16 protein-coding genes are annotated in these 13118 nt (G+C 66.4%); 9 read left to right on the top strand and 7 right to left on the bottom strand.

Annotation, left to right across the window (positions count from 1 at the left end; genetic code table 11):
- Window positions 1-95: 95 nt before the first annotated feature.
- The 6 genes from Y900_RS25730 to Y900_RS25755 all read left to right on the top strand — a co-directional run bounded on the left by Y900_RS25730 (window position 96) and on the right by Y900_RS25755 (window position 3248).
- The gene (locus Y900_RS25730) at window positions 96-800 is read left to right on the top strand and encodes a hypothetical protein (RefSeq protein WP_036345257.1); all 705 of its coding nucleotides are present in this window, start codon (window positions 96-98) and stop codon (window positions 798-800) included.
- Window positions 797-1588: a hypothetical protein gene (locus Y900_RS25735; RefSeq protein ID WP_036345258.1), complete on the top strand. Its 792-nt coding sequence runs from the start codon at window positions 797-799 to the stop codon at window positions 1586-1588. The genes Y900_RS25730 and Y900_RS25735 overlap by 4 nt, the downstream gene beginning before the upstream one ends.
- Complete coding sequence (locus Y900_RS25740) at window positions 1585-2196, top strand: cytochrome c oxidase subunit 3 family protein (protein WP_036345259.1); 612 nt, start codon at window positions 1585-1587, stop codon at window positions 2194-2196. Before Y900_RS25735 ends, Y900_RS25740 begins: the two co-directional genes overlap by 4 nt.
- A gap of 2 nt (window positions 2197-2198) precedes the next feature.
- Window positions 2199-2480 (top strand): cytochrome C oxidase subunit IV family protein, encoded by a 282-nt coding sequence (locus tag Y900_RS25745; RefSeq protein WP_036345260.1) that lies wholly within the window; start codon window positions 2199-2201, stop codon window positions 2478-2480.
- A 21-nt stretch (window positions 2481-2501) separates the two neighbouring features.
- A complete protein-coding gene (locus Y900_RS25750) occupies window positions 2502-2747 on the top strand; it encodes a hypothetical protein (protein WP_036345261.1) in 246 nt (81 codons plus the stop codon).
- A gap of 315 nt (window positions 2748-3062) precedes the next feature.
- Entirely contained in the window at window positions 3063-3248 is a 186-nt protein-coding gene (locus tag Y900_RS25755; RefSeq protein ID WP_036345262.1) for a hypothetical protein, read from the top strand.
- 39 nt (window positions 3249-3287) lie between these two features.
- Here Y900_RS25755 and Y900_RS25760 read toward each other — a convergent pair whose 3' ends face one another.
- The 4 genes from Y900_RS25760 to Y900_RS25775 form a co-directional block, all read right to left on the bottom strand.
- On the bottom strand, window positions 3288-3731 hold the full coding sequence (locus Y900_RS25760) for a Zn-ribbon domain-containing OB-fold protein (protein WP_036345263.1): 444 nt from the start codon (window positions 3729-3731) through the stop codon (window positions 3288-3290).
- A complete protein-coding gene (locus Y900_RS25765) occupies window positions 3728-4924 on the bottom strand; it encodes a thiolase family protein (protein ID WP_036345265.1) in 1197 nt (398 codons plus the stop codon). The genes Y900_RS25760 and Y900_RS25765 overlap by 4 nt, the downstream gene beginning before the upstream one ends.
- Window positions 4921-5691 carry a potassium channel family protein gene (locus Y900_RS25770; RefSeq protein WP_420329787.1) on the bottom strand — a complete coding sequence of 257 codons (771 nt, stop codon included), beginning with the start codon at window positions 5689-5691 and terminating at the stop codon, window positions 4921-4923. The genes Y900_RS25765 and Y900_RS25770 overlap by 4 nt, the downstream gene beginning before the upstream one ends.
- A gap of 95 nt (window positions 5692-5786) precedes the next feature.
- Window positions 5787-6635: a sulfurtransferase gene (locus Y900_RS25775; protein WP_036347834.1), complete on the bottom strand. Its 849-nt coding sequence runs from the start codon at window positions 6633-6635 to the stop codon at window positions 5787-5789.
- Window positions 6636-6965: 330 nt separating this feature from the next.
- On the opposite strand from Y900_RS25775, the gene Y900_RS25780 reads away from it, so the two are divergent.
- A complete protein-coding gene (locus Y900_RS25780; RefSeq protein WP_036345266.1) occupies window positions 6966-8117 on the top strand; it encodes a DmpA family aminopeptidase in 1152 nt (383 codons plus the stop codon).
- A gap of 1 nt (window position 8118) precedes the next feature.
- Here Y900_RS25780 and Y900_RS25785 read toward each other — a convergent pair whose 3' ends face one another.
- Complete coding sequence (locus Y900_RS25785) at window positions 8119-8931, bottom strand: acyl-CoA thioesterase domain-containing protein (protein ID WP_036345267.1); 813 nt, start codon at window positions 8929-8931, stop codon at window positions 8119-8121.
- Between the two features lie 66 nt (window positions 8932-8997).
- Here Y900_RS25785 and Y900_RS25790 point away from each other — a divergent pair, with 66 nt between their 5' ends.
- Window positions 8998-10452 (top strand): MFS transporter, encoded by a 1455-nt coding sequence (locus Y900_RS25790; protein WP_036345268.1) that lies wholly within the window; start codon window positions 8998-9000, stop codon window positions 10450-10452.
- Window position 10453: 1 nt separating this feature from the next.
- Here Y900_RS25790 and Y900_RS25795 read toward each other — a convergent pair whose 3' ends face one another.
- Window positions 10454-11320, bottom strand: coding sequence for an EamA family transporter (locus Y900_RS25795; RefSeq protein ID WP_036347837.1), 867 nt, complete (start codon window positions 11318-11320; stop codon window positions 10454-10456).
- A 100-nt stretch (window positions 11321-11420) separates the two neighbouring features.
- Here Y900_RS25795 and Y900_RS25800 point away from each other — a divergent pair, with 100 nt between their 5' ends.
- Complete coding sequence (locus tag Y900_RS25800) at window positions 11421-11888, top strand: MarR family winged helix-turn-helix transcriptional regulator (protein WP_036345269.1); 468 nt, start codon at window positions 11421-11423, stop codon at window positions 11886-11888.
- 26 nt (window positions 11889-11914) lie between these two features.
- On the opposite strand, the gene lhgO is transcribed toward Y900_RS25800, so the two are convergent.
- Complete coding sequence (lhgO, locus tag Y900_RS25805) at window positions 11915-13117, bottom strand: L-2-hydroxyglutarate dehydrogenase (protein ID WP_036345271.1); 1203 nt, start codon at window positions 13115-13117, stop codon at window positions 11915-11917.
- Window position 13118 lies beyond the last annotated feature (1 nt).

Consider the following 13118-nt stretch of genomic DNA (forward strand, 5'->3'; position numbering starts at 1 on the left):
AGATGTCACCCAATAAGCCGCACAACGCGAAGATTCCCCTACACGCCCGTCGAATTTCGTTGTCATCTGTCAGCGAACGTGCTACAAAAAGTTCAATGAACACACGAGGTCAGCGCATTCTGCTGTGGACCGCGCCGCCTGCGGCAGCTCTGCTCGCTCTGGCCTACGTACTGTTCCCGGTCTTCTCCCCACCGCTGTCCCCGACCTTGTCCCCCGACGAGGTTGCGGCGTTCTTCCGGGAGAATGCGACCGGCGTGCTCGGCGTCGCGATTCTGTGCAACCTGATTGCCGGTTCCCTGATCCCGCTCTTCGCGGTGACGGCGGTCCAGATATCACGCGTCGCAACCTCCAGCGTGGTCCTGACCTACGCCTATATCATCTGCGTCGGCGTCGGGACAACAGCCTTCATCCTCGCCGACTATTGCTGGGGCATGGCGGCTTTCAGACCTGACCGCGATCCCGAACTCATCAGCTTGCTCAATGACATGGCCTGGTTCTTCTTCATCGCGCCGGTCGGCACCATCATCGTGCAGAATCTGTGCTTCGCGCTGAGCGTGTACCTCGACGAGCGACCCGATCCGGTCTTCCCCCGCTGGGCGGCGCACTTCAACGTCGCCACTGTTGCGCTACTCGCTCCGAGCGCGTTTTCGATTCTGGTCAAGACCGGTCCCCTGGCTTGGAACGGCCCGCTGTCATTCACGTTGCGGCTGCTGACTTTTGCTGCCTACATCGTGGTGATGTTCGTCGTTCTTCTGCGTGCGGTGAACCATCAAGGCGATGAGCGAGAAGCCCTCGCATGACCGGAGTGTCGACGGCTCCCCCCGCCGGGCACGCCCCGCGGCGGCCCGGGAACCGCAAGCTGGACCAATGGATCACCTTCTGGAGTGTGCCGTTCTTCTTCAACGTATTCGGGCTGGTGTTCGTGCCGCTGAGTTGGATGATGCCACCGAGATCGCCGAGCGCCCCCACGTCACAGATCGTCGCTTTCATGCAGTCCCACAACCTGCTCATCGCGTGTGTCCTGCTGACGCTCACTTTCGGACTCGCGCCGGTGTCAAATGCGGTGTATCTCATGCAGATCAAACGGATGTCGGTCAGCCCCGCCTTCCGCTACACGCTGATGATGGGCGCCATCACCGGCGCCATCGTCGGCATGCTGTTCCCGATGTTCTGCTTCGGCGTGGGCGCCTTTCGCCCGGGCTACAGCCCAGCCGTGCTCTCGATGCTCTACGACTTCGGCTATCTGGCGTTCATCGGATCCCTTGGCTGCTTCTGTGTCATGTGGATGGCGTTCGGGCTGGCCATCCTTCTCGACAAGAACAACGTCCTGCCGAAGTGGTTGGGCTACTACACCGTGTGGCAGTACATGACGGAGCTGATGGCTGCGCCGGTGTGGATCAACAAGTCGGGCCCGTTCGCGTGGAACGGGCTGATGACGTTCTGGTTCACCGTGGTGCTCTACGTGTCGTGGCAGATGGTTGTCTACACATGCATCTACCGGTCGATCAAGCGACAGCCCGAGGACGAACTCGACAACGCCGACCTTCACACCGCCACAGGTGATCCGCGCGCCGGGGCGAACGCATGACCGAGGTCGCCGAAGGACGCTCCGACCACCTCGGCGACCCCAACCCGGCTCCCGACGCGCGGGGTCACATCCCCGGCGATCCGAGCATGTGGTTCTTCGTCATTGGCGACCTGGTCATCTTCGGGATCTACTTCGTCGCCTATGTGTACTACCGCGGCCAGAACCCAGATCTTTTCCTGCAGAGCCAAGCCCGGCTCAACGTGGACATCGGCGCGATCAATACCGTTGTGCTGCTGACCAGTTCGTTGTTCGTGGTGCTCGGGACCACCGCAGCACGAGCCGGTAACTCCGCGGACGCGTTGCGCCGCTTCGCCGTCGCGGTGGGCTTGGGTGCGGTGTTCCCGATCCTGAAGATGTTCGAATGGATTCCGGAGATCACCGCCGGCATCACGCCCGGGGCCAATCTGTTCTTCATGTTCTACTTCGTGATGACCGGACTGCATCTGTGCCACGTGCTGCTCGGTCTCATCATTCTGTGTTTCGTGATCCGGAATCTGAAAATGTCGACGACACCGAAGGTGTCGTTCGTGGAGACCGGTGCCACCTACTGGCACATGGTCGATGTCTTGTGGCTGGTCCTGTTCGCGACGTTCTACTTGATGAGGTGACGATGTCGTCGTTGATCCGCAACCCGCTGACCATCGTGTGGGCGCTGTTGACGGCGGTTACGGTCGTATCGTGGTTGGTCTCCCGCGACGGCGGGGCCGCCCATCAGCTCAACGCGACGGTCACCACCGTCGTGCTCCTGATCGCGGCCGCGAAAACGCAGCTGGTGATGTGGCATTTCATGGAGGTTCGCCGGGCGCCGTGGTGGCTCAAGGCCGTTACCAGCGGTTGGGTGATCGTGGTTTTCGCGGCAATGCTCGGCGTCTACTGCACCGGGTTCCACTGAGCTCAGCTGCCCGGCATCACAATGGGCGTCGACGTCGTGCTGGTACTGGTCGTCGGCACCCCGCCCGCCGCGATGATCGGCGCCGGTGTCTCAGCGGCCGATGGCGACGCCTTACCGTCAGGCATGACGATCGGGGCCGACTTGGCCTTGTCGCCCTCACCGCTCAGGGCAGAGTCAAATTTCGGCGGCCAGTCGACGGAAGTCGGCGCGTCCACAGCAAGCAATCTGGCCACCCACACCTGCCCTTCGGGTCAGCTGAAGCTGTGAATTGTCTATGCGGCGCTAGCGGCACCAATGCAATCGTATGTTCCGAAGCTGGATAGTTCCTGGGCAGAGCTGATGCCCGGAACCCGCTGTCGCCGAGGACGACTGCGCCGGCCTAGCCGATCCGATGGCGAGGATCCGCCAGGTTGACTGCTCATCGTGGCTGCACCGCGATTTTGTATTCCGGGTCACAGGGAGTATCTTTTCCCGCGGCCCAGAATCGTTTCGGAAAGCTTGAAGATGCGTACTCATTACAGAACTCGCGGCTTTTCCACTCGTCCGCAACGGGGTCTTCGCACCCACCAGGTACTTCGGCCGATGGCCGGTCAGTGCTTCGAAATCGACATTCGGTTCGAGAGCAACCGGTGGCTTGTCCGAATCCCCGAGATCAACGATGCCACCGAGGCGACGGCGCGCGACGAGGTCGAATTGGCAGCCCGCGAATGCATCGCCGCCCGGACCGGCATCCCCATCGGCTACATCTCGGTCTGGGTCCGCGACTGACCGCAATCCCGTTGCCTCGCAACGGTTGAGTGCAGCCTGTCAGACAGCGACGGGTCGAAACAACGGGATCCACACTCGGGTGTCCTCGCCGCCGGACAACCCGGTCCAATCTTCGAAGAACACCTCGACCTCGAGCCCGATGCGCATGTCCGCCGGCTCGACGTCCACGACATTGGTGATCAGCCGAACCCCTGGATCCTCGGCAATCTCGACGATCGCCACGATGTAGGGCGGCTCAAAACCCGGGATCCAGGGTTGCCGGTCGACGCTGAACGCCGCAACGGTGGCTCGCCCGGAGACCTTCTCCGGTGCGACATCGGTGCTGCGGCAACGCCAGCAAGCCGGCCCGGGCGGGTGAAAGAAATGGCCGCACGCGCGGCAGCGGCTGATGAGGAGGTGGCCGTCGCGGCCGCCGGTCCAAAACGCCTCTGACTCCGGCGTGGGGCTGGGCGCGAGCCGTAACCCTGGTCGTTGATAGCTCATCGGCTGCTCACCACCATCGAACCCGCGACGGGACCTCCGCCGACACCGATCGCAACGACCTCAGGAACGCGTGGAGCTTGGCGTTCGCCACCCTCGCCCCACAGCTGCACACAGGCCTCGTGCAGGAAGCCCATGCCGTGCAGCCGTCCTCCGGACAGCTGCCCGCCGCTGGTGTTGAGTGGCAGCTGCCCGTCGAGGGCGATCCGGTCACCGCCCTCGATGAACTCACCGACTCGGCCGTGTTCGCAGAATCCCAACGCCTCCAACCACATCACGGTCAGGAAGCTGAAGCCGTCGTACAGCTGAGCCATGTCTACGTCACTTGGCCGCAGCTCAGTGTGCTCCCACAGAGTGGCGGCCGAATCGTGGGCTGCCATCGTGGTGAGGTCGAAACGTTGTTCCCACGTTGGCCTTTCGAACATTCCCGGCCCGACCGACTCGACGGTCAACGCGTGGCGGGGCAAACCGCCGCAGGCGTCCCGGCGCGAGACGATGACTGCGGTCGCCCCGTCGCAGGGCACATCGCAGTCGTAGAGGCACAAGGGTTCCGAGATCATCCGCGCGGCCAGATAATCCTCCATCGTGAGCGGATCCCGGTAGACGGCGTCGGGATTGCGGCCGGCGTTGCGCCGGGCGTTGAGCGCGATCGCACCGAGTTGTTCACGGGTGAGCCCGAAGTCGTGCATGTATCGCTGCGCCGGCATCGCCAGCCAGTTGGCCGCCGACAGCGCCCCGAACGGCGCTGTCCACTCCATCTGCGGGGGCAGCTTCCCGCCCCCGCCGAGCAGCACCGATGCGTGGCCCCCGCCTGCCTGCTGCGCGGCGGTGGACTCCCACACCGACCGGTACACCACAACGTGGTTGGCCAGACCGAGGGTGACGGCCATACAGGCTTCGATCACGGGTCCGATTTGGCCCGCAGTCTCCAGTCCGGACATGTACCACCTGCTTCGCAGGCCCAGAGCGGTACGCACCTCGGTGACGTTGGCGCCGGAGAAGCCCGGGTTGGCGGCGACCGCGCCAGGGTAGCTGGCGATGCCGTCGACGTCGTCGACATCGAGTCCGGCGTCGGCGATCGCACGCAGAACGGCTTCGATTGTCAGCTCCAGCCCGGTACGGCCCAGTCGGCGACCGACCTGTGACTTGCCCGCACCGGTGATCACGGCCTTGCCGTCGAACGGCCCGCGGTTCACCGGCTTCTCGTGTCCAACTGCGCGGCAACAAGATCCGCGAGACGTGCGACTTCGGCCTGGAGACTTTCGATGTGCGCCACGGTGGCGGCTTGCTGAGCGCTGTCCTCGGCAGAGACACGCTGCACGATCCAGCTCGCGATCGTGGCGGTGATCGCACCGACCATGCTGATCCCCCCGATCATGAGAAGCGCCGCGACAATTCTGCCCAGCACGGTCACCGGGTAGAGGTCACCGTAGCCAACGGTGGTGATCGTGGTGACCGACCACCACACGGCGTCGCCGAAGCTCGTGATGTTGGCTCCCGATGCGGGCCGTTCGACCTGCAACACCGCGAGCGACGCGGCATAGACCAGCAGGACAGCGCTGAACGCGGTGTAAGCCACGACACGGCCTCTGATGGCGTCGCCGATGGCCCGCTGCAACGCCCCAACCAAGGCCACCAACCGCAGCAACAGCAGGGGACCCATCAGGGGCAGGACGACGACCACCAGGTCGAGAAGGTGCCGAAAGAACCACCGCGCGCGCTGCTCGGCCAGCGTCAGGCGCGCGACGTAGTCGACGACGAACGGCAGGTAGAGCGTGAAGAGCAACCCGTGGATGATGTGCTTGTTCAAGCCCTGCGGCTGTCCCAGCACCTTGACCGAGAACAGGGCGAGGAACGCCGCGGCGCACGCCGCAAGCGGCCACTCGGCCAGTGCCTCCCACCGCTGCAGTCTCGACTCAGGAACCCTTGTCTCGTCCTGTGTTTCGCGTTCGACCACGGTCACGATCGGCGAACCTCCCGTTCGTGCGTCACTATTTGGGTTCGCATGGTCTGGTCGTTCAGACCTCGCGCCGTCAGGAAAGTCTCCATGGCCACTTCTCATTGCTCGCCGCAGGCGACCGGCCGGTCGGGGTCCGAACTCCATTGCGACCACGATCCGGGGAAGAGGGCGGCGTCGCGGCCTGCGGCGGTCAACGCGGCGACGGCGACCGCCGCGGTGATGCCTGATCCGCAATACACACCGATCGGTCCGTCGGGGTCGATGTCGCGTGCGGCCAGTAGTTCTTCGAGCGCGCTATCGCTGATGAAGCTCTGGTCCCCGGTCAGCAGTTCCGTACTGGGCAGGTTGCGCGCCCCGGGGATGTGCCCGGCTACCGCATCGACCGGTTCCACCTCACCGCGGAAGCGGTCCGGCGCACGCGCATCCAGCAACGGCCCGCTGCCGACCTGGTCGGCGGTCAGGGTGGGCAGCGCACCGGCGTACAGGTCGTCGTGTGCCACCGTGACGTCGCCCGGAGACGGTTCGACCGGACCGGCGTCCACACGCCCACCAGCCGCTTTCCAGGCCGCCCAGCCGCCGTCGAGAATGCGGACGTCCGAGATGCCTGCCGCCGTCAGCACCCACCACGCCCGCGCCGAGCCGGCCCGGTTCCAGTCGTCGTAGACGACCACGGTCTGCCCCGCCCGGATCCCCCAGCGACGCGCGGCGACCTGCACCGCAGGTCCAGACGGCAGCGGGTGCCGTCCGCGGCCGGGCACCGTGTGGTCGCTCAGGTCGTCGTCGAGCGATACATAGACCGCGCCGGGAACGTGGCCCCGCAAGTAGTGCTGCCGCCCGTCCGGTTCGCTCAAGGTCCACCGCACGTCGAGCACGGTCACCGGATCACCGGATGCCAATCGATGGACCAACGCTTCAGCGGTGATCAGCACATCAGCGCGCCCAGTCATCGATCTCCCCGTTCGTCGTCGGTCGGCACCGATGATCATGCCCTCGCGCACACGTTGACGCAGGCACCAGGTGGTCAACCTGAGAAGAAGCTGAAATCGAGTAGTGCACTACGCGTGCGCACCTCGATATCGGCCCGATAACTTTGCTACAGCATCAGACGACACACGGGTTCCGACGGGGGGCGCCGGAATCGCCTGATGGTTCGCACCACAGCTATGGGGGGTGTGGTGCGAACGCCAGGCGGCGCTGGGGAAGGTCATCGAGCCTTCCCCGGCGTCCGTGGTTTTCTTGGACTTCCTCGTCCGGCAGCCGACGGTAGGGTCGGCCGGATGACGTCTCCAGCGGCATTCACCGCCGACGGCCGGCCTCGGGCTCGTGGACTGGACATCCCGCTTGCCGGCGAACCGGGCCCACTGAACGCCATCACCGATGTGGCCGGCGTCGAGGTCGGCGTGACGACCCTGGTGTCCGGCGACGGAGCACTGGTCGTGGGCAGCGGACCGGTGCGCACCGGCGTCACCGCGATCCTGCCCCGCGGCCGGGCCGGACTCGGCAGGCCATGCGCCGCAGGCTGGTTCTCCCTCAACGGCAACGGCGAGATGACCGGCACCACCTGGATCGAGGAGTCCGGTGCGTTCACTCTTCCTGTGCTGCTGTCGAATACACATGCTGTCGGCGCCTGCCACGCGGGTTCGATCTCCTGGGTGAACCGGACCGATCCGGTGCTGGCCCGTCAGTGGCTGCTGCCGGTGTGCGCCGAGACGTGGGACGGCTACCTCAATGACATCAATGGCGGGCATGTGCGCCCCGAACACGCCGAAGCGGCACTGGATCACGCCACCGGCGGTCCGGTGCCGGAAGGGTCCGTCGGCGGCGGCACCGGGATGAATTGCTATGAGTTCAAGGGCGGCAACGGAACTGCGTCCCGGCTGGTGCAGTACGGAAACCACACCTTCACCGTGGGTGCCTTCGTCCAAGCGAATTTCGGTGCGCGCCATGAACTCACCGTGGCCGGCCGCCTCGTCGGCCCGCACCTGGACGTCGAGAATCCGCTCGACGGCGACTGGTTCGAGCGCGACCTCAACCGGCCGCCGCCGGGAGCCGGTTCGGTGATCGTCGTGATCGCCACTGACGCACCGCTGCTACCCGGGCAGTGCAAGGCATTGGCCCGGCGGGTGCCGCTTGGGCTGGCCCGCACCGGCACCACCGGCAGTCATTTCTCCGGAGACATCTTTCTGGCCTTCTCGACCGCCGACGCGCCGGACCTGGCCAGCCGGTTCCCCATCGGTCCGGTCGGCGACGACGAATTCGGCCACCTGCGATTCCTGCCGTGGGGCCGGATGGACGACTTCTACGCCGCGGTCGTGCACAGCGTGGAGGAGGCCGTTCTCAATGCGTTGGTGGTCAACGCCGACATGGTGGGTCGAGACGGACACCGCTCCCCCGCGTTACCGCATGACCGACTGTGCGCGTTGCTATGACTCAGACGTTCAGCGTCGGGATCGTGTCGGGTTTGCTGAAGTCGATCTGAGCCGCCGGGTTCGCGATCGCGGTGACCAGACCTGTCGCGAACGGGCCTGCGTCGTCGAACAGCGTCCCGGCTCCGACCGAGATGCCCTCCGAGGTCCAGTGTGAATCACCTTGCACACCAATGTGTTCCGACTGTGGCAGCCGGGAGAGCGCGACCGTCAGATCGCCGTTGATATAGCCGATGCCCTTGGTGCCGAGATTGCTGACCAAGCTGGTTGCCTCGGCGACGACGACGGTGCGGACGAACGGGGTGATGTCGTGACCGGCGACCACATCGATCGGGCAGTGGTAGACGCGTTTGCGGGACGTGTTCTGGTGCGCGCCCCCGTCGGCGAGCCAGCCGACATCGTCGCTGCCGATGAAGTAGCCGTGCCGGTCGCCACCGGCCGGCGGGGTGAACTCGGTGTGGGCCATCCATTCTTCGCCGGGCGGCGGCTCGGACAGCCGGTACTGCACCATCGTCGCCCGCGCGACGATCGCCTCGCCCTGAAGGACGTCGCATTCCGAATTTCGGATCCGCCTGCCGTCACGAATCAGCCGGACGCGCACCGTCGTCGGCACCCGGCGTGCCGCCTTGAACAAGTCGACCGTGAGCCGGGCCGGCAGAAACTCGGGCAGGCCGAACCGCTGCTCGAGCGTGAATGCGGCCAGGCTCACCACGGCGGGCCCGTTGAGCATGTCGTCACCCCAGCGGCTGCGGGCATTCTCCGTCGGATGGAAGTTGCCGTCGGGATCGGAAATGAAATGCGCCGGTCGGGTGGCCATCCGGGCATCCTCGCATAGCCCCCTCCGGCGTCCGGCACTTGGTGCTTAGACGACATAATCAACTACGTGTCGGACCTCCAAGCCACCCACGCCGGCGCCGGGTATCACCGGCCCGGCCTGCTCGTGGCCACGCTGAGCGTCGTCGCCCTGACCGTGGCGGTGCTGCAGACCGGTGTCGTGCCGGTCCTCGGCGTGATGGCCCGACAGCTGCATGCGTCCCCGGTCGACGTCAGCTGGGCGGTGACGGCCAACCTTCTCGCGGCGGCGGCGACCACTCCCCTCATCGGCCGCCTTGCCGATCTGTACAGCAAAAAGGGGGTGCTGCTGGCGGTCCTCGGGATTGTGCTCGCCGGCTCGCTGCTGGCGGCGTTGACGTCCTCGCTTCCGCTGCTCATCATCGCGCGGGTGTTGCAAGGTGCGTCGTATTCGCTGTACCCGATCGGGGTGTCGATTCTCCGCGAGGAGCTGCCCACCGACCGCCTCATGCGTGCCATGGCCGTGTTGTCCGGCTCGCTCGGATTCGGCGGCGGCATGGGCCTGGTCGTCACCGGGCTGTTGATGCGCGGTGACGCCGGCTATCACCGGGTGTTCTGGTTGACGACGGTGTTCACCCTGCTGGTGATCATCGCCGTAGTAGCCGTCCTGCCGACCCGCCCACGAAGTTCGGAGGGAACGGTCGACTGGGCGGGCGCGGCCGGGCTGGCGTTGGGTCTGTCCGCGGTGCTGCTGGCGATCACCCAGGGCCACGGCTGGGGATGGGTATCGGCATGCACGATCGGCTGCCTGGCCGCCGGGTTGGCGGTGTTGAGCGCCTGGTGGTGGTGGGAACGCCGCAGCCCGCACCCGTTGGTGTCGACGGCGATGCTGTCGCGCCGCCCGATTTTGTTGACCAATCTCGCGACGATCCTGGTCGGAATGGGCCTGTACTTCGCGTTCCTCGGGCTCACCGACTTCGTCCAGGCGCCCGCCGGTAGCGGCTACGGCTTCGGCGCGACGGTGCTCGGGGCCAGCGTCGTGTTCCTGCTGCCCGGCGCGCTCGCCGGCTTTGTGACCGCGGTGGCCAGCGGTCGCTACATCGACCGCTTCGGTGCCCGCGCGGTGCTGATGGTCGGCGCCGGGGCCGGCGTCCTCGGGTTCGTGCTGCTGGCCGTCCTGCACCACCAGCCGTGGCAGGTGATCCTGGCCGGCGTGCTGGCCAACGCCTACATCAGCCTGGCCTACGGCGCGTTGCCCGCCTTGGTCGTGCGCGAGGTCGACGCAGGCGAAACCGGGGTCGCGACAAGCATGAACGCCATCGCGCGCACCGTCGGTAGTTCGATCGCCGCCGCGATCGTCGCGGTACTGCTGGGCCGGTCGGACCACGGCCACACCCCGGAGAGCAGCTTCACCGTGATCTTCGCCCTCGGCGCGATCACCGCCGCCGCCGCGATGCTGCTGATCGCGATCACCCGACCGAAGCTGCGGGACACCTCGACCGAAGACGTCACCGACTCGCGTGCGATGAACCACGAATGGGGCTGAGCTACCCGGGCTGAACGGGCGTCGGTGTATCGCGCGTTCCGGCGCGGGCCGCGCCGATCCCCGCGGCGACGACGAAGCCGACTCCGAAGATCGCCCACGAGTTGGGCACCTGATGTACGACGACGAACCCGATCAGCAGTGCCAGCGCCGGCTCCAGGCTCATCAGCGTCCCGAAGGCCGCGGTATTCAGCCGGCGCAATGCCAGCAACTCGAGGACGAACGGCGCGATCGGCAGCAGCAGGGCCAACCCGAGGCCGATAACGATCATGTCGGGCGTCATCCGGGGTAGCACCGCCCAGCCGACCGCCGCCGTGACGGTGACTGCGGCAACCGGCATCGACACCCCGAGACTCTGCAGCCCGCTGACCCGGTCGCCGACGCGCTGGGTCAGCAGGATGTAGGCCGCCCAGCAGACCGCGGCGCCCAGCGCGAACCCCACCCCTACCAGGTCGATTGCACCTTGCGCCGGCTGCGTCAGTGCCGCGACGCCGACTGCGGCCAGCGCCGGCCACACCCAGCGCCCTCGCCCGCGGCCGCTGACGACCGCCACGGCCAGCGGTCCGAGAAACTCCAGAGCACTGGCCGTCCCCATCGGGATGCGCGCCAACGCCGCCATGAACAACATCGTGGTGAACGCGGTCACCAGGCCCAGCAGCACGCAGATTCCCAACGTGGCCCGGGTGAACGCCGAGGGCCGCGGGCGCACAAGACCCAGCAGCAGCACCCCGGCCCAGGCCACCCGCAGCCACGCGGCGCCTTCGGCCCCGATCCGGCCTATCAGGCCGATCGCCACCGCAAGCCCGAGCTGCACGCACACCATCGCGGCCACTGCCAGGGCTGCACCCACGCGGGCCGGATGTGCGGTCATGGTTCGCATTCAACGACACCCGGCGCAGCACGACGGTGCCGGGCTGGTATCAACGACTCTGACACCCCACAGGGAACGGACGCTGCGGAACGGACGCGCTGTGACTTCTTCACCGAAGGACGAGTCTCTCGACTCGATCAGCCGAACGCTGGCGCAGGTCGTGCGCCTGACCAGCAGTCGGTCTCTGTTCGCCCGGGACGCCAGCGCGGCCGGTGTGGCGTTGACGCAACCTTCCTATGCGTTGCTGCGGGTCCTCATCGACCACGGCCCTCTTGCGATGGGCGCCTTGGCGCGTGGCGCACACATGGACATGGGAATGGCGACGCGGCAAGTCACCTCGTTGGTCGACGCGGGATTCGTGACGCGCACTGCCAACCCTGCTGACCTTCGCATCGCGTTGGTGGAGGTCACTACGCGAGGGCGGCGCGCGGCGGCGAAACTGCTCGACGTGCGTATTGGCCACTTGCAACGGGCTCTCGCGGCTTGGACGACTGCCGAACTCGACGAACTGGACGGCCTTTTGACCCGCTTCGTCGTCGATCTCGTCACTACTCCGACCGACGATTGAGGAACCTGTTGTCGGGCATGTCCCGCTCAGCCGGTGACGCGGTCGACCAGTTCGCTCGCGAGCGCGAACGCCGACGTGGCGGCCGGTGACGGCGCGTTGCGAACGTGAGAGATACGTCCGTTGCGGGAGATCACAAAATCGTCCACCAACGAGCCGTCTCGGCCGATGGCCTGGGCTCGGACACCAGCGTGGGAGCTGCCGTCGAGATCGGCCAGGGTGAGGCCGGGCATGTATCGGGCCGCGGCAGTGACGAACGCTTGCCGGCTCGCTGCCATCCGGATCTCGTCGACCCCAACTCGCCAGTACCGGCGCGCGACTCGCCAAGTTCCTGGCCACGCCAGCGTCTCCCAGGAGTCGCGGAAGTTCAACCGGCGCAGCGAGTATGCGTCACGGGCGCCCACCATCATCGCAGTCGGGCCCAACGTCACGTCGCCGGTGATGTGCTTGGTGATGTGCACTCCGAGAAACGGTAGTTCGGGGTTGGGCACCGGATAGATCATGCCGTTCAATCGCGGCGAATCCGTCGGTCTGAGTCCGAGGTAGGCGCCGCGGAACGGCACGATCTGCGGGTCGCGGGGCGCCCCTGCCCGACGGGCCAGGCGGTCGGCCCACAGCCCGGCGCACGCGATGACGGTGTGTGCGCGCAACGGTCCGCTGGTGGTGTGGACGATCGGGTTTTCTGCCCCTTCGATCGCGGTGACCTCGGTCCCGAACCGGGTCGACACACCCGCGGCGGTCAGCTCGGCGACGAGGGTGCGGGCCACGGCGGGATAGTCGACGATTCCGGTGTTCGGAGCGTGAAGCGCCTGCAGGCCAACAGCATTGGGTTCGATCTCGGCTATTTCCTGGGCGCCGATGCGGCGCAACCCCGGCACGGCATTGGCGATGCCACGCTCCTGCAAGTCGTCCAGGCGGCCCAGTTCCTCGGCTGACACCGCGACGATCAGCTTGCCGCACCGCTCGTGACTGATGGCGTGGTGCTCGCAGTACTCGTACATCAGCCGAGCGCCGTCGACGCAGAGTCGGGCCTTCAGTGATCCCGGCTGATAGTAGATCCCGCCATGGACCACACCGGAGTTGTGGCCGGTCTGGTGGCGGGCAGGCGCGTCCTCACGCTCGACGACCACCACCGATGCGTCGGGCCGACGTTGGGTCCACTCCCTGGCCACGGCCAGCCCGACAATGCCTGCACCGACGACCACCAGGTCATGCGCACCGGCAGAAGACATG

It is taken from the genome of Mycolicibacterium aromaticivorans JS19b1 = JCM 16368 (assembly GCF_000559085.1).
Taxonomy (GTDB): Bacteria; Actinomycetota; Actinomycetes; order Mycobacteriales; family Mycobacteriaceae; genus Mycobacterium; species Mycobacterium aromaticivorans.